The organism is Myroides sp. A21, assembly GCF_000807225.1.
Lineage (GTDB): Bacteria > Bacteroidota > Bacteroidia > Flavobacteriales > Flavobacteriaceae > Flavobacterium > Flavobacterium odoratimimum.
Genome location: NZ_CP010327.1, coordinates 1,050,167 through 1,075,844 on the forward strand (window position 1 = coordinate 1,050,167; position 25,678 = coordinate 1,075,844).

At 35.4% G+C, this 25,678-nt stretch carries 22 protein-coding genes; 5 read left to right on the forward strand and 17 right to left on the reverse strand.

Features of this window, described 5'->3' with window-relative positions; translation table 11 throughout:
* Positions 1-29: 29 nt before the first annotated feature.
* From MYRA21_RS04835 to MYRA21_RS04850, 4 genes are all read right to left on the reverse strand, one after another.
* The gene (locus MYRA21_RS04835; RefSeq protein ID WP_006259875.1) at positions 30-2,792 is read right to left on the reverse strand and encodes a PD-(D/E)XK nuclease family protein; all 2,763 of its coding nucleotides are present in this window, start codon (positions 2,790-2,792) and stop codon (positions 30-32) included.
* Positions 2,793-2,862: 70 nt separating this feature from the next.
* Complete coding sequence (locus tag MYRA21_RS04840; RefSeq protein WP_006259876.1) at positions 2,863-4,263, reverse strand: OmpA family protein; 1,401 nt, start codon at positions 4,261-4,263, stop codon at positions 2,863-2,865.
* A gap of 108 nt (positions 4,264-4,371) precedes the next feature.
* The gene (kbl, locus tag MYRA21_RS04845; RefSeq protein ID WP_006259877.1) at positions 4,372-5,568 is read right to left on the reverse strand and encodes a glycine C-acetyltransferase; all 1,197 of its coding nucleotides are present in this window, start codon (positions 5,566-5,568) and stop codon (positions 4,372-4,374) included.
* A 32-nt stretch (positions 5,569-5,600) separates the two neighbouring features.
* Positions 5,601-8,747 carry an exodeoxyribonuclease V subunit beta gene (locus MYRA21_RS04850; RefSeq protein ID WP_006259878.1) on the reverse strand — a complete coding sequence of 1,049 codons (3,147 nt, stop codon included), beginning with the start codon at positions 8,745-8,747 and terminating at the stop codon, positions 5,601-5,603.
* 111 nt (positions 8,748-8,858) lie between these two features.
* Here MYRA21_RS04850 and MYRA21_RS04855 point away from each other — a divergent pair, with 111 nt between their 5' ends.
* The gene (locus MYRA21_RS04855) at positions 8,859-9,464 is read left to right on the forward strand and encodes a superoxide dismutase (RefSeq protein WP_006259879.1); all 606 of its coding nucleotides are present in this window, start codon (positions 8,859-8,861) and stop codon (positions 9,462-9,464) included.
* Between the two features lie 164 nt (positions 9,465-9,628).
* Here the strand turns inward: MYRA21_RS04855 and pyk are convergent, their stop codons facing one another.
* The 5 genes from pyk to MYRA21_RS04880 form a co-directional block, all read right to left on the reverse strand.
* Positions 9,629-11,059 carry a pyruvate kinase gene (pyk, locus tag MYRA21_RS04860; protein WP_006259880.1) on the reverse strand — a complete coding sequence of 477 codons (1,431 nt, stop codon included), beginning with the start codon at positions 11,057-11,059 and terminating at the stop codon, positions 9,629-9,631.
* Positions 11,060-11,063: 4 nt separating this feature from the next.
* Entirely contained in the window at positions 11,064-11,552 is a 489-nt protein-coding gene (locus MYRA21_RS04865; protein WP_006259881.1) for an IPExxxVDY family protein, read from the reverse strand.
* Between the two features lie 97 nt (positions 11,553-11,649).
* Positions 11,650-12,396, reverse strand: a complete 747-nt coding sequence (gene rnc, locus MYRA21_RS04870) for a ribonuclease III (protein WP_006259882.1) — start codon at positions 12,394-12,396, stop codon at positions 11,650-11,652.
* A gap of 15 nt (positions 12,397-12,411) precedes the next feature.
* Positions 12,412-13,665 (reverse strand): beta-ketoacyl-ACP synthase II, encoded by a 1,254-nt coding sequence (gene fabF, locus MYRA21_RS04875; protein WP_025125226.1) that lies wholly within the window; start codon positions 13,663-13,665, stop codon positions 12,412-12,414.
* A gap of 201 nt (positions 13,666-13,866) precedes the next feature.
* Positions 13,867-14,103 (reverse strand): acyl carrier protein, encoded by a 237-nt coding sequence (locus tag MYRA21_RS04880; protein WP_002988156.1) that lies wholly within the window; start codon positions 14,101-14,103, stop codon positions 13,867-13,869.
* Between the two features lie 196 nt (positions 14,104-14,299).
* On the opposite strand from MYRA21_RS04880, the gene MYRA21_RS04885 reads away from it, so the two are divergent.
* Together MYRA21_RS04885 and rnhA are read left to right on the forward strand one after the other, a co-directional pair.
* Positions 14,300-14,860, forward strand: a complete 561-nt coding sequence (locus MYRA21_RS04885) for a phosphoribosylglycinamide formyltransferase (RefSeq protein ID WP_006259885.1) — start codon at positions 14,300-14,302, stop codon at positions 14,858-14,860.
* A gap of 8 nt (positions 14,861-14,868) precedes the next feature.
* Complete coding sequence (gene rnhA / locus MYRA21_RS04890; RefSeq protein ID WP_006259886.1) at positions 14,869-15,342, forward strand: ribonuclease HI; 474 nt, start codon at positions 14,869-14,871, stop codon at positions 15,340-15,342.
* 268 nt (positions 15,343-15,610) lie between these two features.
* Here the strand turns inward: rnhA and MYRA21_RS04895 are convergent, their stop codons facing one another.
* From MYRA21_RS04895 to MYRA21_RS04905, 4 genes are read right to left on the reverse strand one after another with little or no spacing between them, the layout of a single operon-like run.
* The gene (locus MYRA21_RS04895; protein ID WP_006259887.1) at positions 15,611-16,240 is read right to left on the reverse strand and encodes an RDD family protein; all 630 of its coding nucleotides are present in this window, start codon (positions 16,238-16,240) and stop codon (positions 15,611-15,613) included.
* 50 nt (positions 16,241-16,290) lie between these two features.
* A complete protein-coding gene (locus MYRA21_RS04900) occupies positions 16,291-16,683 on the reverse strand; it encodes a DUF1493 family protein (protein ID WP_006259888.1) in 393 nt (130 codons plus the stop codon).
* A 5-nt stretch (positions 16,684-16,688) separates the two neighbouring features.
* On the reverse strand, positions 16,689-16,817 hold the full coding sequence (locus MYRA21_RS19455) for a hypothetical protein (RefSeq protein ID WP_006259889.1): 129 nt from the start codon (positions 16,815-16,817) through the stop codon (positions 16,689-16,691).
* Positions 16,818-16,824: 7 nt separating this feature from the next.
* Complete coding sequence (locus MYRA21_RS04905) at positions 16,825-17,670, reverse strand: hypothetical protein (protein WP_006259890.1); 846 nt, start codon at positions 17,668-17,670, stop codon at positions 16,825-16,827.
* Positions 17,671-18,437: 767 nt separating this feature from the next.
* Here MYRA21_RS04905 and MYRA21_RS04910 point away from each other — a divergent pair.
* A complete protein-coding gene (locus MYRA21_RS04910) occupies positions 18,438-19,367 on the forward strand; it encodes a PfkB family carbohydrate kinase (protein WP_006259891.1) in 930 nt (309 codons plus the stop codon).
* A gap of 59 nt (positions 19,368-19,426) precedes the next feature.
* Positions 19,427-21,325, forward strand: coding sequence for an amidophosphoribosyltransferase (locus tag MYRA21_RS04915; protein WP_006264500.1), 1,899 nt, complete (start codon positions 19,427-19,429; stop codon positions 21,323-21,325).
* Positions 21,326-21,428: 103 nt separating this feature from the next.
* Here MYRA21_RS04915 and MYRA21_RS04920 read toward each other — a convergent pair whose 3' ends face one another.
* From MYRA21_RS04920 to MYRA21_RS04935, 4 genes are all read right to left on the reverse strand, one after another.
* A complete protein-coding gene (locus tag MYRA21_RS04920) occupies positions 21,429-22,829 on the reverse strand; it encodes a DASS family sodium-coupled anion symporter (RefSeq protein WP_006259893.1) in 1,401 nt (466 codons plus the stop codon).
* A 169-nt stretch (positions 22,830-22,998) separates the two neighbouring features.
* On the reverse strand, positions 22,999-23,649 hold the full coding sequence (locus MYRA21_RS04925; protein ID WP_006259894.1) for an HD domain-containing protein: 651 nt from the start codon (positions 23,647-23,649) through the stop codon (positions 22,999-23,001).
* A 21-nt stretch (positions 23,650-23,670) separates the two neighbouring features.
* Positions 23,671-24,669, reverse strand: coding sequence for an acyl-ACP desaturase (locus tag MYRA21_RS04930; RefSeq protein WP_006259895.1), 999 nt, complete (start codon positions 24,667-24,669; stop codon positions 23,671-23,673).
* 80 nt (positions 24,670-24,749) lie between these two features.
* Positions 24,750-25,481: a 1-acyl-sn-glycerol-3-phosphate acyltransferase gene (locus MYRA21_RS04935; protein ID WP_006259896.1), complete on the reverse strand. Its 732-nt coding sequence runs from the start codon at positions 25,479-25,481 to the stop codon at positions 24,750-24,752.
* Positions 25,482-25,678: the final 197 nt, after the last annotated feature.

Sequence of the window (25,678 nt, forward strand, 5' to 3'; positions counted from 1 at the left end):
AAATAGGGAAGCAAAAGCTTCCCTATTTTCTATAATTCTTTTTCTATAAAATCCTCATCTGGATTTAGTATTTCTAACAACAAGGCAACTAATTCATCCTTGAATAAGGTTAATGTATCATTTGTAATAGCATGATCAACCTCTCTTCCTTCTTTTACTCCAAAAAATAAGAAGCCACCTTTTCTATTCTTGAATGAATAAATACCGGCTTCCACAGATTGATTTGTATTGTGTTTCGTATACATTAAAGCATAACACAATAACTGAATAATCTTATCATTTTTCAAATCAAGTGTAAGTCCTTCCCATGTACTTAACTTAACATCATTTGCTTCTACTTTACCACTTTTATAATCGATAACTCGGATTACACCATTTCGTTCCTCTATTCTATCTACAAATCCAAATAGATTAATAGGATAAGGTAATCTAGGATCTTCAAGTGTAAAAGTAAGTTCTGTCTCTAACTCCAATAATAAAATATCATCCCCTCCGTTTATCTTTTCTATCTCTCCTTCTAGAAAATGATACACATTTCGTTTAGCTACTTCAAAAGCGAGCAGATTCTTTCCTATCTTCTCCTTATCACTGTTGTACACCTCTTCAAACTGTAACTGTACTTCTGCATCAGCTTTTGTTTTTATTGTGTTAATAATCTCCACTGTAAGCCTAGCTCCTTTAAAGGGTTTATACAAATTCTCTAAAGAGTTGTGTATAATAGTACCCAAAGTATTTAAAGCCACACTCTCCTCTACCTCTTCCACTTCTCTAATCCTTAAGACACGTTGCAAGTAAAACTGTATAGGATTACGAAGATAATTAGATAAAGCTGATGGTGAGAAACCTTTAGTTGTAGCAATATTCTTTAGCTCTTCTTTTAAGAGGTCTGACTTCGGAATCTGAATCAACTCATTTGCTTTTTCAGGTAAATCCGCAGAATAGGTAACATATTTTACATCATGTGCTTCTAACTGTTCTACTTCTAACTGCGTTAAGAATCTACTCTTTTCTCCAGCATCCATTCCCTCTGATTGAGAGTTATACAAAAGGTAAATATTCTTTGCCCTTAACAACAAGTGATAAAAGTGAAAACTATAAATAGCATCCTTTTCCTTATAAGTTGGCAAGCCTATTTCTCTCTTTACATCATAAGGAATAAAAGAATTAACTGACTTACCTGCAGGGAACTTCCCTTCATTAACAGAAGTCACAATAACAGTGTCAAAATCCAAAACACGACTCTCTAACACCCCCATTATCTGTAGTCCTTCTAAAGGTTCACCCTCAAAAGATACTTCAGACATATCCATCACTTGTTTATACAACGAATACAAAGTATCGTAACTTTGTATAAAATCATATTTCTGACAATAAGAAACTAACCTATTCAACATCTGATAGGAAGAATACAAGAATGTTTTACTAATTCGGTCACTGTGTACCTCATCATTTAAACTATACTTAATAGCTAATACAATCTCAATAAGGTTTTGTAAAACCTCAACAGATGACCTTTCATTCCATCTACCGAAAACAAGCTTACGAACAGGAAAATCAGGATCCTCTATCCACTCTGCAAAACGATTCATGCTAAAGAAGCTAAGATTTCGATCATTAATTTCTTTAATAACCTTTTCAGGAACAATAATTTGCGTTAATACAGGATTAGTCAATACATCTAAAATTTCCTTGTAGTAAACAACATATTGTTTATTTGAGCGTCGTATAGCGGCCAAATGCATCTTAAAAATCTTGTTCAATAAGATCTGAATAGGATTACTCTTACCACTATACCCCATTGTGATATTCAAACTTGATACTGAAGAAGGCAAACTATGCAATACTGGTAATAGCAAATTCTCCTCCCCTAAAACAATGGCAACCTTCTCTAATCTCGAAGCTTCCTCTCCAAGTCCTTCTACTATTTGCCCTGCGATCTTTGCTTGCCCTACACTCTTAGGAGTTTGTATCACTTGTATATTCTTTTCTTTGCCAAACTCATCTACTATCCATTCAAAAGGGTTGTATTGATAATGTATCCAGTTGCGTTTTATACGTCTCAAAAAGAGCGCTGCATCGTGATAAGGATCCTCCATAAAATGCTTATCAATATCCCAAAACACCTTAGCTCTTTTCTCCAACAAGAAATGTTGAATAATTTTCTCCTCTGCTGCATTTAATGCATTAAACCCAGCAAAATAAAACACCTTATTATTACTGTTCAAATACTCTTTATGCGACTTAACAGCTTCACGATATATCAACCCTTGATAACCGATACGCTCCTCTAGTAAAACCTCATAGAACTTTTTATAGTAAACTGGTATCTGCTCCCAAAAGGCTAAATAATTTACAATTAAGTCTGTCTTTTGTTCAGGATCTAAAGACCAGTGTTTAATGTCTTCAATATTCTTTAAATATGAAAACACATAATCAGGATTCAACAAGTAACGATCTACTTCATTAAAATCACTTAACAACATATTAGCCCAACTAGAGAAGCGATCAAAATCCTGTGCATTACCTCCCTCTATTTCTTGATAAACTACATAAAACTTAAAAAGTAATTCTATCGAATCGATCCCTCTAATCTTAGACACTTGTTGAATGAAATCCTCAATATTAATAATCTCTGGAGCGAAGACACTATTTCTGTAATACTTCTTTAAATTTTCTAACAAAAAGACCTTAGCTCTTTTATTAGGAAGAACGATCACCAAATTGTCCATGGAATTAGGAAAATCGGCATAAATCTGCGCACTCAGCTTATCTAAAAAAGTATTTGATTTCATAAAATAAAGGTACAAAAAAAACGCTCCGATTACTCGAAGCGTTTTCTATAGATTATGTGTTTTAAATCAATTATTTAGCTAATTGGATTTCAACACGTCTGTTTAACTCACGTCCTTTAACTGTTTTGTTAGAAGCGATTGGATCTTTAGATCCGTATCCTTTAGAAGTTAATCTAGCAGAATCGATTCCTTTTTCAATTAAATAAACTTTTACAGCGTTAGCTCTGTTATCAGATAATGGTAAGTTAATTCTGTCAGATCCTGTACTGTCAGTATATCCAGCGATGTGGAAATTAGCAGTTGGGTATTCTTTCATGATTTTAACCATATTATCTAACACTGCGTAAGAACCATCTTGGAAAGTATATTTTCCAGTGTGGAATAATAATGTTTTTCCGTAGTCGTTAAGCTGTTTTACTTTCTCAGGCTCGATTTCTTTAACTTCAGGACATCCGTTGTTAGAAGCTGGACCAGGTACATCTGGACATTTATCTAAATGATCAGGTACTCCGTCTCCGTCTCTATCTGGCCAAGGACAACCATTGTTTTCTTTTGGACCAGGTACTTCTGGACACTCATCTTTATTATCTGGCACTCCGTCTCCGTCTGTATCAGGACATCCGTTGAACTCAGCTAAACCTGGGATCTCTGGACATTCGTCTTTATTATCTGGAATACCATCTCCGTCTGTATCAGGACATCCGTTGAATTCTGGTAAACCTGGTAAGTCTGGACACTCATCTAAATGATCTGGAATTCCATCTCCATCTGTATCAGGACATCCGTTGAACTCAGCTAAACCTGGGATCTCTGGACATTCGTCATATTTGTCTAAAACTCCATCTCCGTCAGTATCTTTTCCTCCAAATTGGAAACGAATACCTGCAAAGTGTTGCATGTGTGAAGCAACTCCTACGTCTGGTGTTCTAGAATCAGAGAATGAATGCTTATAAGTAGATTGCACAGTTAAAGCAACGTTTTTAGTAAACCAGAAGTTTAATCCAGCTCCTCCATTAACAGTTCCTTGACTTGCATCTCCCATAAAAGTATAACCTCCACCTACTAAGATGAATGGATCAACTACTTTCGATTTCAAAATCTCTTTGAAGCTATATTTAACTTCTGCGTCAATTCCGTAGTAAGTTAAATCTCCAGGATTGTACTTTTCATATCCTTCTGCTTCTGATTTGATGAATTTGTCAATTTTATTAACAGACCCAACTAAACCTAAAGAGAATCCATCACCTAAGTATCTAGCTACATTTAAGTAAGATACTGATGGTAAGATATTCCAGTTATCCGTTTTAAAATATCCTCCTGTTCTGTGTGCAAAACCTTTAGCTGAACTTACTTTTGTGTCAACTGCGTTTGCTCCAACAGTTACAGCCCACGGATGGTCAGCGTCTTGCGCGTGAGCTGAAAGCCCTGCACAAAGAATTGCTGCTGCAAATAATTTGTTGAAATGTTTCATAACTTTTATTTTTTACTTTACCGTAATAATCTAGCAAAAGTACAATTATCAATCAATATTTACAAAAAATTTCGTTAAGAATAGTACTTTTTATTGTATTAACCTTTTTTATTGAATAACTTTTAGCTCTTTACCTACTTCTGTAAATGCAGCGATAGCTTTATCTAAATGCTCTTGAGTATGCGCAGCTGATAATTGTACACGGATTCTCGCCTTATCTTTTGGTACCACAGGGAAGAAGAATCCAGTTACATAAACTCCTTTTTCTAGTAGTCTATCTGCCATTACTTGTGATAATTTAGCATCGTATAACATTACTGGTACAATAGCAGAATCTCCATCAATAATATCAAAACCTGCCTTTTTCATTCCGTCTTTGAAGTAGTTTGTATTCCACTCTAGCTTATCGCGTAATGAAGTATCGTGTTTTAAAATTTCAAATACTTTAATAGAAGCTCCAACAATCATTGGTGCTAATGAGTTAGAGAATAAATAGGGTCTAGAACGTTGTCTTAATAATTCAATAATTTCTTTTTTACCTGTAGTATATCCTCCCATTGCACCACCTAGAGCTTTACCTAAAGTTCCTGTGATGATATCCACACGTCCCATTACGTTCTTAGCTTCTAATGTTCCTTTACCTGTAGCTCCGATAAATCCAGCAGCATGGCATTCGTCTACCATTACTAAAGCATCATACTTATCAGCTAAATCACATATTTTATCTAATGGTGCTACTAGACCATCCATTGAGAATACACCATCCGTTACGATAATTTTAAAACGGTGACCAGCCTCATTCGCTTTAATTAATTGCTCTTCTAACTCAGCCATATTGTTATTTTCATAACGATAACGAGCTGCTTTACATAAACGCACTCCGTCAATAATTGAAGCGTGGTTTAAGCTATCAGAGATAATTGCATCTTCTGCACCTAATAACGGTTCGAATACTCCTCCATTAGCATCAAAAGCTGCTGCATAAAGAATAGTATCTTCTGTTCCATAGAAATCAGCAATAGTAGCTTCTAATTTCTTGTGTATATCTTGTGTTCCACAAATAAAACGCACTGAAGACATTCCGAATCCATGGGTATCTAATGTATCTTTTGCTGCTTGAATTACTTCTGGATGTGATGACAATCCTAAATAATTGTTTGCACAAAAGTTTAAAACTTTATCCCCTGTAGAAACAGTAATCTCTGCACCTTGTGGCGAAGTAATAATTCTCTCCTTTTTAAATAATCCGTTATCCTCTATTGACTTTAATTCATTCTGAAGATGATCTTTAATCTTTCCGTACATAATATTTTAAGTTTTAAACAATTTATACTCTTCTACAAATGTATTATATTTAAGTTCTCCCCTGTATATAGCAACACCATTTTAACGACTTCATAACCCATTTCCACTAAAGACTGTCCATAAGCCTTCACCTGGTCTTTATATTTCTCTTCTTCTTTACCTGTTTTATAATCTAATATATAAGCCTGTCTCCCTCTTACCACTACTCTATCAGGTATAGTATTACGCTGATAAGGCCCTATGATTACTCGCTCGTTAAATACAATATTATCTTCTCTAAAGAAAATCTCTAAATCAGGGTTACTCACGATACGTTGAATAATCTCTTTAAAACGCTCCTTTGCATCCTCCTGTATCAATCCCTTTTCTAGCCCTTCTCTTACCACAGCATCTACATCGCGATAATCTGTTATAAACGACATCAGTTTATGGACTAAGTTACCATACTCTATCGCTTTTTGGTTAAGAGAGTCCCACATCAAGGCTTCCCTCTGTGCAATTTTGATCGCTTCAAAATCCAATACACTCTTTACAGGAAGAATCATTTTATTCACTTCATCCGTAATGACCTCTTTACTTTTTGAAACCTTTACCTTATCTCCAAATCCATAGACTAAATCTACGTCATTATAAACACCTTCTGTCACTAAAAAATCTAAGAATAGTTTAGATAAATTATTTCTAAACTCTCCCTTACTTGTTACGTTTTTATAACTAATAATATATAACTGTTCTTCTGCCCTTGTCAATGCTACATAAAGAACATTTACATTATCCAGCAACATCTCTTGTTCTTTTTTCTCGTACAGAAGTTGAGCATACTCACCATACTCCACCACTTCCTTCTTAGAGTCAACCAAAGCTTTGGGGAACATAATCTGATCTTTATCCGTCTCTATATTCACCCATAGTTTATCACGACTAGGGCGTGTGAAATCCTCTTCTGCAAAAGGAAATATAACGATTGGAAATTCTAACCCCTTAGATTTGTGTATCGTCATAATCTGCACAGCATTTCTACCTTCAGGTGTCGGTATGCTAAACTTGTGATAGTTTGTATTCCAATACTCTAAGAAGTCACTAATTCCAAATTGATTCTTTAAAGACTTTTCTAATACCAAGTCTAAGAAATACAAAACATAAGAACTAGCACTCTTATCTGGTAAAAAAGCCAAAACAATAGCCTCAACAGCATCGTACAACGACTTCGAACGACAAGACTCAAATGAGATAGGCACATTGTGGTCTACTAACCAAGCTTCTAATTCTAACTCAGTCTCAAAAGAAAGTCCCGCTTTTATAAAGTCGTGTTTCTTTGTCAAATCACTTTGCTTACCACTTACATAGTACAGCATCATCATCTTTGCTTCTAGATCGCGCTCTGTCTTTAAGAACTTCAGTACATTAATGATTAACCTCACTTCACTAGCATTGTTAATCAATAACGAATCAGAAGAAAGTATCTCTAGACCATTCTCTGTTAAGTAATTTGCTAATAGCACACCATGGTCTCTCTTACGTGTTAGAATAACAATATCTTTCAGATCAAACCCCTGCTCTAAAACGCCTTGTATAGTATTCAGCGTAGCTTGCGCATATTGCATATTCTTCTCTTCAGCATCTTCTCCTTCATCCTTTTGTAAGAATTCAATATTTACATACCCACCAGCTTTACTATTAACTTCTTGATAACTATTATTCTCATATAGATCTTTATAATCCTCGTTAATAAAGTTGCGAGAGACATCCTTAAAAAATCTATTATTAAATTGAATGACCTCAGCATAACTTCGATAATTACGACCAAGGTTCACGGTCTGTTTATCAGGATTAGCAAAGGGATTCTCATCCTTGCTCAAAGCAATAAATTGTTCTGCCTTTCCTCCGCGCCATCTATAGATAGACTGTTTAGGGTCACCTACTATCATCAGGCTTCCCTTAGTTCCTGTATGATCTTCTCCTGCTAATGCATTATCAATCAGTGGTACCAAGTTCTGCCATTGCATTTCTGATGTATCCTGAAACTCGTCTATAAAAAAGTGATGATATCGCTCTCCTAAACGCTCATAGATAAATGGAGCTGGTTGATTCTGTATTTCATTGTGAATAATCGCATTAAACTGAGTGATCGACAATATATTTTGCTCCTCTTGAATCTTATCCATCTCCTGCCCTATAGTACTTAACAGTGATAGAGGGGTAAGGTTTTTCAAGAAAGCAGTATAAAAAGCTCTACGAGAATACAAATCATATACCTGCGCTAACACCTTTAGAAAATCTGGTATAAAAGCTTCGATTAACTCCACATCTTTAGCAGTCTTCTTTATTTTAATATCATCAAATTCGTGATAACGCTTGGTTGTACCTACAGTATCTTGAATCACATTCTCTATATGCTTGACAAAATACTGTCCTGAGAACGAAGTTTTATCCATTCCTTTAGACTCTATTAAGTCCATTATACTCTGTCCCAGAACAATGCTCTCTGCTGTAATCTTTTTAATCTCTTCGCGAAGAAAATCTCTCACTTTTACAAAGTCTTGTAAAGTATGCTCAGAGAACAACGCTATTTCTTCTCTATTATTTTCATTTAATAGCAAAGCTCCTACTTCTTTCAGCTCTCTCGTGATATCCCAGCTCTTATCATTATCTGCTTTATCAATAGAAAAATCAATCAACAAATCTGTCAATTCACTATCCACACCAGCTTTTGCGATTACTGCGTCCACCGCCTCTTGTAGTAATTCATCTGAATCTAAAGACACCTCAAAAGTCATCGGCAATTCTAAATCAAAAGCAAAAGAGCGAATAACCTTATGCGTAAACTTATCTATCGTAGAGATATCAAAAGAAGCATAGTTGTGAATAATACTTCTGATAATACGTCCTGACTTAGCTCTTATAAATCCTTCCTCTAATTCTGTTTCTTCCTGTACTTGATTAAAGATACTTGCATACTTAGGATCTAGCTCTTCTTTAGAAAAAGCATTTAGACAAGATACAACACGAGTCTTCATTTCTGCTACAGCTTTATTCGTAAAAGTAATAGCAAGTATCTTTTTATAGGCGTCATCTTGCTTATCAAGGAGTAAAATCTTAAGATATTCCTTAACTAAAGTATGGGTTTTTCCAGACCCAGCAGACGCGTTATATATTGAGAATGAAGGCTTATCAAGCATGAAGTAGGTTCTATTTATTAACTTATATTAAACATTACAAACCTTCCATATTAGGCTTTATTTGTTTAAATTTGAAATAAAATTAATATTAATCTTTAAATAATACGAATTATGGCTTTCGAATTACCAAAATTACCATATGCATACGATGCATTGGAACCACATATTGATGCACGTACGATGGAAATCCACCATACAAAACATCATAATGCTTATACTACTAACTTAAACGCAGCTATCGCTGGAACAGCTTTAGAAGGAAAAACTATCGAAGATATCCTTGCTAACTTAGACATGTCTAATGGAGCTGTTCGTAACAACGGTGGTGGTTTCTATAACCACAACTTATTCTGGACAGTAATGACTCCTAATGGAGGTGGTCAGCCAACAGGTGAGTTAGCTGATGCAATCAATACTGCTTTCGGATCTTTCGAAAACTTTAAAGATGCTTTCGCTAAAGCTGGTGCTACACAATTCGGGTCTGGATGGGCTTGGTTATGTGTTAAAGATGGTAAATTAGAAGTATGTGGTACTCCTAACCAAGACAACCCATTAATGCCTGGTGTTGCTTGTGGAGGAACTCCAATCTTAGGAATGGATGTTTGGGAACACGCTTATTACTTAAACTACCAAAACCGTCGTCCTGATTACATTAATGCTTTCTTTAATGTTATCAACTGGGCGGAAGTAGCAAGAAGATACGCAGAGGCAAAATAATTAATTTTTGCACCTCATTACAAACTATTAAAAGCTCCAGCAATGGAGCTTTTTTTATACCCTTACCTCAGATTTCTCATTAATTATATGCTATGCCATACTGGATTAAACAAAAAAAGCTCAGAACCATGTCCTGAGCTTTCTATATTGTGGAAGTACGATAATTATTGTACCTCTGATATTCTTAGTGTATTCACCATACCTTTTTCGATAATTGGCATTGCTGCTAAATTGATAACCATATCACCTGGCTCAGCTAATCCTTTATCTTTTACCATAGCATTAATATCCTCAATAGTCTCATCAGTACTCACATATTTATCGTAATAGAAAGCCTGAACTCCCCATAACAAGTTTAATTGAGTAATAATACGACGATTAGAAGAGAATACTAATATATTACTATTTGGTCTCCAAGCCGAAATTTGGAACGCTGTATAACCACTATTTGTCAATGTACAGATAGCCTTAGCTTCGATATCATTCGCCATTAAAGCAGCGTGGTAACAAATATTTTTAGTGATATAACGGTTTGTCTTGATTGTAGGTGGACTTTGTGGTACTTTAATTAATGGAGAAGTCTCAACACTTTGAATAATCTGTGTCATCTTCTCGATTACTTGTACTGGGTATGCTCCTACAGAAGTTTCTCCTGATAACATTACAGCATCAGCACCGTCCATTACAGAGTTTGCAACGTCATTTACCTCAGCTCTAGTAGGAGTAAGGCTAGAGATCATCGTCTCCATCATCTGTGTAGCGATTATTACAGGGATTCTAGCATTCTTAGCTACGTGAACTAATTCTTTTTGGATCAATGGCACCTCTTGAGCAGGAATCTCAACACCTAGATCTCCACGAGCTACCATCAGACCATCACAGTAAGCTACTAACTTCTTAATATTCTTTACTGCCTCTGGTTTTTCGATTTTAGCAATGATTGGAATCTTGTGATCAGAATGTTCTTTAATCAAGTTCTGTAAGTCCATTAAATCTTCAGGTGTACGAACGAAAGATAATGCGATCCAGTCTACTTGTAACTCACAAGCAAAAATAGCATCTCTAATATCTTTTTCCGTTAACGCTGGTAATGATACTTTCGTCATTGGTAAGTTAACCCCTTTTTTAGATTTAAGTGGTCCACCTTGTACAACTACAGTTTTTACCTCATCTTCTCCATTAGTTTCTAATACATCAAAGATAAGTTTACCATCGTCTAATAAAATTCTCTCTCCTGCGTTAACGTCAGTTGGGAATTTTTTATAATTCATGTATACGCGTTCTGCGTCACCTTTAAACTCTTCTTTCGTAGAGAATGTAATCACATCACCAGGATTCACGATAACGTCTTCAGACATCACACCTACTCTTAATTTAGGACCTTGTAAGTCACCCAAAATAGAAGTAGTATATCCAAATTCTTTATTTAGATCACGGATTATATTTACTTTCTCTTGAACATCTTTATAATCAGCATGTGAAAAGTTGATTCTAAAAACATTTACACCAGCTTTAATCATATCATGTAATACCTCTCTCGTACTAGATGCTGGTCCTAACGTTGCTACGATTTTCGTCTTTTTTTGTGCTAACATATTTTTAAAAAATTAAGTTCGTTTTATTTTTTAATATCTCTTGCTTTATCTCATAAGCTGCAGATATAATTTTTACTGAATTCAACCGATCAATGATTGTACCAATTTCGAACTGACTATCAGTTTCTTCTATCTTAATCAAATAATCGACTGACTTTAATTCGGGCAATAAATACCCTTGCTTAGTTACTGGATGATTGGCTGAGACAAATAAGGGAGAGTCTAACCCTGACTCAGGTATTAGAAAAGCTTTATTCGCTACCACCTTCCAATACACATGATGATCAAAGTCATCATACTCATAGAATGAAAAAAAAGCGTGTCCCACATCTGTAAAGATGTCTACATCCCTCTTACTTCGTTCTAGATTAATTTCAAGTATTGAATTAATAAAATACACTACTTTATAATCTTCTTTTCTGGAAGTATGTATAGCGATCAAGCGATAATCCTCACTATCAAAGTCTTCAAGCTTATATTTTATTATACCCATATAAGAAATTAGTTACACAAATATACAACTTTTATCGAGCTATATTTGTATAACCTCACCATATTAGATTATATAAACGTTAAGGAATTAACAAAAATTATTGCTTTATCTGTTCTTGAAATGCGAAGTAAGCACGTTGTGATGCCTTTTCTTCTGCTTTCTTTTTAGATGTAGCTCTCGCTTTAGCTACGAGTTTATCGTCTATAAACAGACGTACACCGAAGTACTTTAATTCTTCTGCTGTATCCTCTTCGAAAGTATCGTATTTAAACGTATGCTTTCTCTTCTGACACCATTCGATTAGCAAGCTCTTATAACTAGTTATCTTCGTTTCTAACTCTTGGATATCAGATACCTTGCTCAACAGTTGTTCGTGGATAAACTTCTCACACGCAGGGTAACCTCTATCTAGATAAATAGCACCTATAATAGCTTCTAATAAATTACCATGTATATTCTCTCCGAACTGTTGATTACCCATCTTGCTTTCTACATGTGAGATTAATTTTAAATCCTTTCCTAATTGGTTCAAATTCTCACGACTCACAATTTTAGAACGCATCTTCGTCAAATAACCCTCATCACCACTCGGAACTTCTATAAATAAATAAGAAGCAATAACAGATCCTAACATTGCATCACCTAAGAACTCTAAGCGTTCATAATTAACGGGATGACCTTCTTCATCACATCTATTCATCGATCGATGCGTGAATGCAATTTTATAATAAGATAGTTCTACTGGTTTTACACCGACTATCTCAGTCACCTTTCGACAAAAATTCCCGTCTTCATTATTGAAGGAACGGGAATTATTGAATATTCTATTTAGTAACTTTTTCATCTTTATAGGATGATTTTACTTCTCTAATTTCTTAACCAACACACAAGCATTGTGTCCTCCAAAGCCGAATGTATTACTCATTCCAACTTTAACATCTCTCTTCTGTGCTTTATTGAATGTGAAGTTTAGCTTAGAATCTATCGCTTCATCATCTGTAAAATGGTTGATTGTTGGTGGAACAATACCGTGCTCTAATGATAAAATCACAGAGATAGCCTCGATAACACCAGCAGCTCCTAATAAGTGACCTGTCATCGACTTAGTCGAGTTCAAGTTCATCTCATAAGCATGCTCTCCGAATACGTTAAGAATAGCCTTAGACTCTGCGATATCTCCTAGTGGTGTAGAAGTACCGTGCATATTTAACACATCTACATCTTTAGCCTCTAATCCAGCATCTTTAAGACAGTTGATCATCACATTAGTAGCTCCTAATCCTTCTGGATGTGGCGCTGTTAAGTGGTGAGCATCAGCTGACATACCTCCTCCACCGATCTCACAGTAGATTCTAGCACCACGTGCTACAGCATGTTCATATTCTTCTAAGATAATTGCTCCAGCTCCTTCTCCTAATACGAATCCCTCTCTGTCTTTGTCCATTGGTCTAGACGCAGTCTTAGGATCATCATTTCTAGTAGATAGTGCATGCATTGCATTAAATCCACCGATACCTGCTATCGTTACAGCAGCCTCAGAACCTCCAGTTACGAAGATATCAGCCATACCTAAACGAATATAGTTAAATGCATCGATAATAGCATTAGTAGATGATGCACATGCAGATACTGTAGTGAAGTTAGGCCCTCTCAGACCGTATTTCATAGAAATATGTCCACCAGCAAGATCCGCTATCATTTTAGGGATAAAGAAAGGATTGAACTTTGGTATTCCATTTCCTTCTACGAAGTTTGTCACCTCGTTTTGGAATGTTTCTAATCCTCCAATACCTGAACCCCAAATAACTCCTGCTCTATCTAAATCAATAGTCTCTAAATTTAATCCTGAATCTTTGATCGCTTCGTCTGCACTAACCATAGCATACTGTGCATAACGGTCCATCTTACGTGCTTCTTTTCTCTCGATAAAATCCTCTACGTTAAAATTCTTTACTTCGCACGCAAACTGAGTTTTGAAATTGGTAGCGTCAAAATATGTAATGGGTGCAGCTCCGCTTACTCCATTAATTAGGTTGTTCCAATACTCTTGAATATTATTTCCAATTGGCGTAAGGGCACCTAAACCGGTTACAACAACTCGCTTTAATTTCATAAAATAACTTATATGGTTTGTACTATAAAAAAAAATCCCAATCTTCACTTTTGTAAAAAAAGGAAACATTGGGGTGTTTGTTTGATTGTATATGTTAGATTGTTGCCAATCTGTCCTTTTTTGTTTCTTCTAAAAATCAGTCATTTTCAAAAAAATAATAACACCCGCATGTTTATGGAATAAACACGCGGGATATAGTTATTACTTTTTAGCTTCTTCTATGTAAGAGATAGCTTGTCCAACTGTAGCAATGTTTTCAGCTTGGTCATCTGGAATTTGAATATCGAATTCTTTTTCGAACTCCATGATAAGCTCAACAGTGTCTAGTGAATCAGCTCCTAAATCATTAGTGAAGCTTGCTTCTGCTACAACTTCGTTCTCGTCAACACCTAATTTGTCAACGATAATCGCTTTTACTCTTGATGCAATGTCTGACATAATCTTTAATTTTAAATTTAATTTCGTAGGCAAAAATAAAAAACTTTATTTTAAATCCTGATTTTCCATGTTAATTGTCGGTGCGAAATTATAAAAATTATTAATACTTATCGCTATTTTTCTATTTATTGTCAGTTATTATTCTTTTTTTTGTACTTATTTATTGTACTTTCAACTTCATAACACAACTAACTACATGAAAAACATAGCTCTATTCGCCTCTGGTTCAGGGACTAATGTAGAAAACATCATCAACTACTTTGAAAGCAAGTCTATTTCTAATCAATACCTTATATTGGTTAACAACCAAAATGCTAAGGTAATAGAAAAAGCTGAAAAAAGAAATCTTCCAGTTCTGATTTTTGACAGAAATATGCTAAATGATGGCGCTGTATCTCAAAAATTAGAACAATTTCAACCTGATTTAATTGTATTAGCGGGTTTCTTATGGAAATTTCCCGATGACCTTGTTAAAAAATATCCGAATAAAGTAATTAATATACATCCAGCATTATTGCCTAAATATGGCGGTAAAGGAATGTATGGTCATCACGTACACACTGCAGTCGTAGAAAATAAAGAAAAAGAGTCTGGAATCACTATTCACTATGTAAACGAAAACTACGATGAAGGAGCTGTTATATTCCAAGCTTCTACTCCGATAGAGCCTTCCTATACGCCAGAAGAAGTAGGAGCAGCTGTACTTAAACTAGAACACCTACACTTCCCACAAGTAATCGAGAAACTACTATTTTAATATTATAAATGAATTTGCCACAAGTAATACTATATACCGATGGCTCCTCTAGAGGTAACCCTGGTCCTGGTGGATACGGACTGATACTAGAGTGGGCAGGTCATAATGTCTATAAAGAAGCATCCCAAGGATATCGCAAAACTACCAATAACCGCATGGAACTACTAGCGGTGATCGTAGGCTTAGAAATGCTAAAGAACGAAGGTACTAATGTCCTAGTCGTATCGGACTCTAAGTATGTGGTAGACGCTGTAGAAAAGAGATGGGTATTCGGATGGGAGAAAAAAGCCTTTAAAGACAAAAAGAATCCTGACTTATGGCAACGCTTCTTAAAAGTATACCGCAAACACAACGTCCAGTTTAAATGGGTAAAAGGACATAACAACCACCCCATGAACGAACGATGTGACGTCCTTGCAGTAAAAGCAGCAACAGGAACTAAATTATTAATAGACGAATATTACGAGTCTGAAGAAAATTAATAAAACGACAAAGAGCATCTTTTTAAGGGATGCTCTTTGTCGTTATACTACATAAGAGAAGGTCTCTCTATATCCGAAAAATCTAAGTCACTACTAAATAACCTATCGCATAACTCACTAGCTCCATATTCTGTGAAGTATGCTAATTCATTATCTGATATTGGCATTGTTTAATGTCATTCACCTCATTTTCTTCTTACCTCGTATATAATCACTGATTATACTTTCCTTGTAACACCATCTCTCTACTATAGCACATACACTGTACTTACAGCCTCTCTCTACGAATCTCTGTTACTACTAGAGTCTCCGCTAGATTATCGTGTAAAGTCTGCTTCTGATCTGACCAGAAAAACATAAAATAACCAATACAGAATATAAAACCAGATAATAATCTAGCAAAAAATCGCCCTGTAGCTTGACCAAAAGTTACTCGCTGCCCCTTACAGTCTAGCAACATGATCTTCATCGTTTTTTGCCCTATAGTCGCTTGTCCATCATTACTCTGCATTAATGAATAATAGAGCCACCCAGCTATAAATGGAAAAAAGAGGCTTGGTATTAAAAGAATCAAACCATCTAATAACCCTGCTACAAAACGCTCTCCAAAGTCAGCGTATCGATAGTGAATTCGTTCTGTAGGCGTAGTTACAATCACATATCGATTATCCCTAGTATAAGCCAAACTAACATTTTGATTATACCCATAATTTGGCGTACTATACATCGGTCTCTGAAGATACACTTCAAACTCTCGTAGAAATCTTGCCTCTGTCCAATCATGCAATTCACTATGCCAGATTAGCGTAGTCGGAGAAATTATAAACTGTCCTAACTCAGAGAACTGATATGGCCCCTGACTTTCGCCATTAATAGAGATAAAGTATTCTTTTTTCATTAATTGTATTTTTTTAACAAAAATAAACATATTAATGATTACAAAATAAACTACATACTCTTTTTATTCTTCATCATATACTCATAAAGAGTTACAGGCGTACACAGTTCCTTATTAAGATCAGGCTTATACTGCTCTGGAACATTAAATACCCATCTTAAAATAGCGATTACAATATTAAAAGGTAACAAAACCCCATTAACCATCATCATCACACACCCCTTTAAACTATATTCAAAACCTTCGGGATAAAAATAACGGTCAAATTCAAAATATTCAAAACTCACCTCAAACTCATCTTCTAGCGAAATAAGTAAATCATCTATATCAAGACCGTATCCAAAATTATAAGCAATATCACTGTTCTCAGTAATCACCTTTTCTTGTCGACTCGTATCAGTATTCAAAAAAGATATCACATTCTCTAAAGTCAATTCCCTCATAGTATTTATCTCTCTCCTGCAGCAGCATTCATTAATAATACGATAGGCTCTTTTATAATATGTGATCCCTGTGCTAACACTAAAGAAGGCACAAGAAAACAAAATATGAACCACACTATACTTATTCCTCTCATAACTCTTCTATAGTTTTATAAATTCATCCTTATAATGCTTACTCGGCTTTATCCACGCCCTAGTTCTATCTGCATTAATAATCCAATTAAAGCGTTTCATCATATCTGCTCCAAACAGACTAAAAGGTTGATTCTTTAATTCTCCTGAGAAGTACGCCACTCTCACCTGCTGTAGTTCAGCACTACCCAAACTTACTTTAGTCACCTCAGCAGTATTCGTAATCACACTTTTGCCTGCTGAGTTCTTTAATTCTTTATGATCTATAGTAACAAGTTTATCTTTTAACCTATTCTCCTCCGCAAACTTGTCATCGTATAGTATCCCTCCCGAATAACCAGACTGAAGATAAAAAGGATGTACATACTCCTGCCCAGCTATCTCACTCAGTATATCGATAAACATCGCACCGTTTCGATAATGAATAGAAACAGGCTGATACCCTTCTACACTAGGCATACTCGTATAAGAGACTAACTCTCCCTTATCATAATTTATCTCTAATATGCTATCTTTAAACAACGCCATACCGATCTTACCATCTGACTCTAATCCGCTATACTGATTATCTACAAAAGAAATACCATCCCACACATGCCCACTAATCTCTACTGTATTAGAAGCACTATAATCTTCTTTGTCAAAAATGATATGCTCTACCTTATTCATACGCACAGGCGAGATAGCGCCATCATCCATCGCTACCTGAAACATCAGGTCTAGACTATCCTTCTGATTCACAACTGTCTTTAGTATTAGATTATTATACTTAGTCAGTCTAAAAGGAATACGTACCTGAGCACTAGCGAGAGTTCCCATAGCACACACCATTAAAAGCATTAAGCTCTTTTTCATAATTAATAAGGTTATTAGTTAGTTCGTTATCGTAAATCTAAAAAACATTTCCCTTTTTTCTATTCTATCCCCTTAAAAAACACTTTTTAGACCTATAAAAGGCTAACTACAACTCCTTATTTCTGTTTTTTGACGAGATTAGGGGGTATTTACCCTCTTTTAGCAGAAAAAACAGCACACTTTTTATACCTAATTTATTGAGAAAATAAACACAAATCACTAATTACCAACATATTAATACAAAAAAAGGCAAATCACACAATAAACCTTAACCCCCTCTAACCTTAGTATTTATAAGCAGTAGAAGCGTTTCCTTCAACACTTCTTCAACATTTCTCCAAGATTGCTCTAGCTAACAAGGCTTTTGTTGAAGGAATCTTGAAGAGGTGTTGTGGCACTCTTGAAGAAGGCGCTTTTTAGAAGCTTCTGCATAGCTATCATTATGATTATTTCACTATCTTTAAGCTAATGTATAGACTCCTGTGCATGCTGTATTATGCATCGGGTAGTTTCTAAAAAAGAAGCCAGATAAGCTTCAGAGAAAAGACTTTATAATTATTTAATTCTGTGTTAAATAACAGCATGTGATAAAGATGACGACATCATCTTTTTATAGAATAATACTGACTAAGTACTAGATAATTGCATTAAAAACAACAATCTATACTAAAACACTCAGTGTTAGCAAAATAGTTAATTATAGCTTTTAAATTTGGTAGTAAAAAGAGTATTGCCATATATTTGTAGCTTATTTCTTTGCAAAAAATATGAATAAATTACTGATAGTGGGGACGGTGGCCTTTGATGAAATAGAAACTCCATTCGGAAAAACAGACAAAATATTAGGTGGTGCAGCGACATACATCGGATTGTCTGCCTCACACTTTAATATTAAATCTGCTATAGTGTCTGTGGTTGGAAATGATTTCCCACAAGAGCACTTGGATCTTTTAAATAGTAGAAACATCGATACTACTGGAATAGAAGTAGTAAAAGAAGGAAAAACCTTCTTCTGGAGTGGTAGATACCATAATGATCTAAACTCTAGAGATACTTTAGATACACAACTTAATGTATTGGCTGATTTTAATCCTATCGTACCAGAAGATTTTAAAGAATCTGATGTAGTAATGCTAGGTAATCTACACCCAAACATTCAGATCAAAGTATTAGATCAATTAACCGCTAAGCCTAAACTTATCGTTCTAGACACCATGAATTTTTGGATGAATTGTGCGCTAGATGAATTAAAGGAAGTGCTAAAAAGAATCGATGTTATCACTATCAATGATGAAGAAGCACGTCAGCTATCTGGAGAGTATTCTCTAGTAAAGGCTGCTGAAGTTATTCATACCATGGGACCAAAATACGTTGTTATTAAAAAAGGTGAGCATGGTGCTTTATTATTTGCAGATAAAGACGTATTTTTCGCACCTGCATTACCGTTAAAAGAAGTGTTCGATCCGACAGGAGCTGGAGATACTTTTGCAGGTGGTTTTACAGGTTATTTGACACAGAGCAGCAATGTTTCGTTCAGAAATATGAAGAACGCTATTATATATGGTTCTAATCTTGCATCATTCTGTGTAGAAGAATTTGGAACATCAAGGATGGAAAAATTAAATGACAAAGAAGTGGTGGGAAGACTACAACAATTTAAAATGTTAACTCAATTCGATATCGAATTAAAACAATAATGTAAAATTATAAGCCTCGTTATGGGGCTTTTTTTATTCAACAACAACACACAACTAACATGAGCGACGCTTTAAAACACGAATGCGGTATAGCGGTTCTAAGACTAAAAAAACCGTTATCCTACTACAAAGAAAAGTATGGAAGTGCTTTCTACCCGATACAAAAGATGTATCTATTACTAGAAAAACAGCACAACCGAGGACAAGATGGAGCTGGACTAGCAAGTATTAAACTTGATATGGAACCTGGGGAGCGATACATTAGTCGTGTTCGTTCAAACAAAGCACAACCTATTCAGGATATCTTCATGCAGATCAATGAGCGTATCAATGAAGAGATGGAAGCACACCCTGAATACCAAAACAACGTAGATCTTCAGAAAAAACATATTCCTTATCTAGGAGAGGTTTTCTTAGGTCACGTAAGATATGGAACATTCGGAAAGAACAATATCGAGAGTGTTCACCCATTCTTGCGCCAGAATAACTGGATGCACAGAAACCTAATCGTAGCGGGTAACTTCAACCTGACTAACGTACGTGATTTATTCCAAGACTTAGTAGAACTAGGTCAGCATCCTAAAGAAATGTCTGATACCATTACAGTAATGGAGAAGATAGGACACTTCTTAGATGATGAAGTAAATGACTTATACTATAAAATAAAACAAGAAGGATATACTAAAAAGAAAGCTTCTCCACTAATCGGAGAACGTCTAGATGTAGCGCGTATCTTACGCCGTGCTTCTAAGAACTGGGATGGAGGTTTTGCGATGGCTGGTATGATCGGACATGGTGATACATTCGTATTACGTGACCCTGCTGGTATACGTCCTGCATTCTACTTCGAGAATGATGAGATCGTGGTAGTAGCTAGTGAAAGACCTGTGATACAGACTGCATTCAATGTACCTTTTGAAGAGATTAAAGAATTAGATCCTGGTAAGGCTATCATTATTCGCAAAGATGCTTCAGTAAAATTTGAACAAATCTTAGAGCCACTTCCTCTTAAAGCGTGTTCTTTTGAGAGAGTATATTTCTCTAGAGGAAATGATGCAGATATATACCAAGAGCGAAAAGATTTAGGTAAGCTAATCTTCCCTGAGGTATTAAAAGCGATAGGAGATGATACGGATAACTCTGTGTTCTCTTATATCCCGAATACTTCTGAGACGTCATTCTTCGGAATGGTAGAAGGAGCACAAGACTTCCTTAATCAACGTAAAATAAGTGATATTCTAAAGAATAAAGAAAACTTATCTGAAGCGAAGTTACAAGAGATCTTATCTGTAAAACTAAGAACAGAGAAAATCGCGGTAAAAGATGCTAAACTGAGAACATTCATCACAGATGACAGTAGTCGTGATGACTTAGTAGCTCACGTATACGATGTGACTTATGGTGTGATCAAACCTACTGATAACTTAGTGATCATCGATGATAGTATCGTACGTGGTACTACACTTAAAAAAAGCATTATCCGTATGCTGGATAGACTTAATCCTAAGCGTATCGTGGTGGTATCTGCTGCTCCACAGGTGAGATACCCTGACTGCTATGGTATCGATATGGCTAAGTTAGAGGGATTAATCGCTTTCCAAGCGGCTATAGAGTTACTAAAAGACCGCAACTTATATCATATCGTGGATGAAGTATATAAAAAGTCTAAAGCACAAGAGCACTTACAAGACAATGAAGTCATTAACTATGTAAAAGATATCTATGCGCCATTTACAGATGAAGAGATTTCTAATAAGATCGCTGTAATGGTGAAGGATGTGAACATAAAGTCTGAAGTTAAGATTGTATTCCAATCTGTAGAGAACTTACATATCGCTTGTCCTAAGAATTTAGGAGACTGGTACTTCACTGGTGAGTATCCTACTAAAGGAGGAAATAGAGTGGTAAATAGAGCTTTCATCAACTTCTACGAAGGAAGAGACGAAAAACCATACTAGGATATAAAATAAGGTATATCTCATCACGAGAGACTAAATAATAAATGGGCTGTTATCAAAAGATAACAGCCCATTTACTTTATATAGTATAACTTGTATTTAGTTATTGTAACCAAAAGAAATACGCGATAATAGCAATTAATACCGCACAGATAATATTCAATACAAAACCTGCTTTCATCATATCCTTCTGACGAATATCACCTGTACCAAATACAATGGCATTAGGTGGAGTAGCAACAGGCAACATAAAGGCACACGAAGCTCCTAGACCTATAATCATAGACAATCCTAATGGTGGTAAGCCTAACTGGTCTGATATCGTTATAAACAAAGGAACTAACAAAGCGGCACTAGCTGTATTAGAAGTAAACTCTGTCAAGAATACAATAAAGAACGATACTACTAGCCCAATAGTGAAATAACTACTATCCTTAATCACTGATACTAATAAGTCTGCTAAAACTTCACTTGCGCCAGAATCTCTAAGTACCATACTCAAAGTCAAACCTCCTCCAAATAAAAGAAGAACTCCCCAATCCACATTGTGCTGTAACTCTTTCCATCTAGAAACCTGACTCACACAGATCAGCATAAAAGCTCCTAAGGCAATAAAGGTATCAAAATTACTAAACTTACTTTCAAAGCCTACTAGGGAAGCTACTAGTGGATTTAACTGGTCACTAAAGATCCAGCATAGCGCTGTAGTAATAAATATAGCTAATGTCAACCATCTATCAGAAGTCATTGGGATTTTCTTTGTATTAGCTTTAAACTCAAAGTCTAGCTTAGGCTTGAACACAAAGTAAATCACCCCTATCATCAATGGTAATAATATCAAGACCATAGGAATCCCCATCTTCATCCACTCTGCAAAAGAAACATTTAACTGAGAAGCAACGATGGCATTAGGTGGACTACCTACTACTGTTCCCATCCCTCCGATACTAGCACTATATGCAATACCTAAGAGTACAAACACATAGGTACTTCTATACTTCTCTTTATCTAACTGACCTAATACTCCTATCACTAAAGGTAACATCATCGCTACTGTAGCAGTATTACTAATCCACATTGATAATACAGCTGTAGCTAAAAAGAGATAAAATACAGCATAAGACAACCTTCCTTTAGCGAGGTACATAATCTTATTGGCTATGATCATATCTAGTTTCTGTACATGCAGCGCTCCTGCTAATACAAAACCTCCTAAAAATAGAAATATAGTAGGGTCTGCAAAAGAGGCTAAAGCGGGCTTAGTATCCGTCAATCCAAGTCCTATGGCAAGCACAGGTACAAATACGGCTGTGGTGGTCACATGTATTGCTTCTGTCAACCATAACACAGCTACAAAGACTAAAAGAGCGAGTCCTTTATTCACTTGAGGTTCATAAGGTAAATAGTTGATAAGAAGTAATAAGGTAATAATATTAAAAAGAATAATAAGATAATTTCTCTTTGATTTTAGTGGTCGATTTTCATGCTCATAGTCTAAACGCATATTCAGTCGTGTTTAATAATTTTAACTAAAGTTAACAAAAAAATAAATTTACAATACCTATTGTTTCGAAAAATGCTTTATTATTTGATTTCTATCAGAAATAACCACTTTAGAAGGCATAAAAAAAGCCATTCATACGAATGGCTTATTCTTATTCTTATAAAACGTATTAAGCATTACCTTCCCACTCATCGTAGAACTGGCTAAGAAAAGACTCCATAAAGCGATGTCTTCCTTCTGCTAATTGTTTTCCTGTTTCGGTATTCATTAAATCCTTTAAACGAAGTAGTTTCTCATAGAAGTGATTAATCGTAGTTCCTACGTTCTTCTTATACTCTTCTTTAGACATTCCAATCTTAGGATCAATACTCGGGTCGTGAATCAAATTATTCTTATACCCTCCGTAATTAAATGTTCTAGCGATACCAATAGCACCGATAGCATCTAATCGATCTGCATCTTGTACAATGTCTAATTCTTTAGAACGAAAAGCTTGATTAAAGTTACCTCCTTTAAAAGATATATTTTCAATTCCTTTTACAACATGGTCAATAGCATCCTCATCATACCCTAAGTTTTCTAGTAATACTCTGGCTTTATTTGGGCCTACTGTTTCATCTCCATTGTGAAATTTACTATCTGCTATATCGTGCAGTAGGGCTATTAGTTTCACTATGTCTAGATTCACTTCTCCCTCTCCTTGTACGATGTTCATAGCATTCTTATAAACTCGTTCAATGTGGAACCAGTCGTGACCGCTCTCCGCTTGCTGTAACTCTTTCTTTACATAAAGGATGACTTGATCTATACGCTTGTCCATAACTATTGTATTGTGTATTTATTATTTAATAAGGGCTGGTTTAACCCACTTAAATATGTGTTCTTCTTTACCGATAGTCATACGGTCAGCTACTCTAGCCATACGCGCTGGCAACTTCATTAGATAATCTCTTGCTTTCTCTGCGTCATCAGTAAGATTATTCAACTCTGCTACTTGCCAACGGTCAATTAATTTCTGCATAATATCGATATAATCATGTGCTGTATAAACACCTATTCGCTGTGCAGAATCAGAGAACAGCTCAAAAGCATCCCCCATCTTACCTCCTGATTCACGAATTAGGTTAGCAGGCATCGTGATCTTTCTCTTCATCATATCTACAAATGCTAATAACATTTCGCTAGGATCTACTTTAAAGATACGGTCAACAAACTCACTATATGCATGGTGATGTCTCATCTCATCCCCTGCAATCAATCTACAGATCTTAGACAACTTATGATCTCCATACTGCTTCGCTAATTTAGCTACACGATTATGAGAAATATAAGTCGCTAACTCTTGGAAACTCGTAAATACAAAGTTCTTATAAGGGTCTCTATCAGTACCTGGATCAAAACCATCATTAATCAAGTGATGAGTAGTAATCTCTATCTCTTTCATATCTACTCTACCAGATAAATATAGATACTTATTAAGAAGATCTCCGTGACGGTTCTCTTCACCAGTCCAGTGACGTAACCATTTAGCCCATCCATTACCACCTTCACCATCTTTTTGGTTCACTCCTTCTACATCCATCAACCATGATTCATACGTTGGCAATGCCTCTTCAGTGATTGTATCACCTACTAAAACAACCCAAAAATCATAAGGTAATTCTTTAGCGTATTCTCTTAATTCTTTTACCTCTTCCAAAAAGTTTTCACCTTCTGAGTCTGGTAATAAGTCTGATGGTTGCCATATTTTCTCTACGGGGATCAGATAACTTTCTACGAAGCTATCAATATTCTTTTCTAAGAATTGCATTACTTCTAGGCGAACATTCTTTATAGACATATTATTATGTTTATGTCTTTATACTACTCCTTGGTTTAGTTTGCTTGATAGTAGTAAAAGACTAGTTTATATTTAGAAACTTATTCTAGTTTTGATTTGATTTGTTCTTCACATCTCTTCATAATTTCCTCGAAAGAATACTCTTTCACAGCAAAAGGTTGATGAGCATATAAGCTTATTTTCGCTCCTAACCCATAAGGGAAGTTTCCGAAACGGAATATCTTCCAAGAATTATTAATGGTCAAAGGCACAACTAATGCATCAGGAGCAAACTTACAAAGCATTTTAACTCCATTCTCAGAGAACCTCTTCAACTTACCGTCTCTACTACGTGTCCCTTCTGGGAAGATTACTGCAGATCGGTTATGCTTAGTAATATACTGTCCTAATCCTTTAATAGCACTTAGCGCCTGCTTAGCATCCTTACGGTCTATTAATACAGAGCCTCCATGGTTAAGATTATAGGACACACTAGGGAACCCTTTTCCTAGTTCTTTTTTGCTGACAAACTTTGGGTGATTCTTTCTAAAAAACCAAATAATCATCGGAATATCAAACATACTCTGGTGATTAGATACAAATATGATCGGACGATCTGTAGGAAGCTCCTCTTCTTGACGGAACTTATAACTCGTACCAAGGATTCCTGTACAGGCCATTAGCCACCATACAAGTCCATTAACAGTAATGTTATGAGCTTTATATCCAAACAAGTTAAATGCAATCCACTGTAAGGCGTGAAATACACATAATACTATTAGCATAATAATCACAAATAGTATGGATATAGGGTAGGATATTATTTTTTGCATTAATCGATTAGTTTATCGCAAATATACACTTAAACATATATACAACAATAAACATACTTCGCAAATTAACGCTTATCTAAGTCACTATGTTTGTGAAATTACATAAAAAGTATCTGCTTAAAAAATATTTATAAACAAATTAACTAGAATCGATTAACGTACTAATAACGAAGATAGAATAAAAAAAGACCACCGTT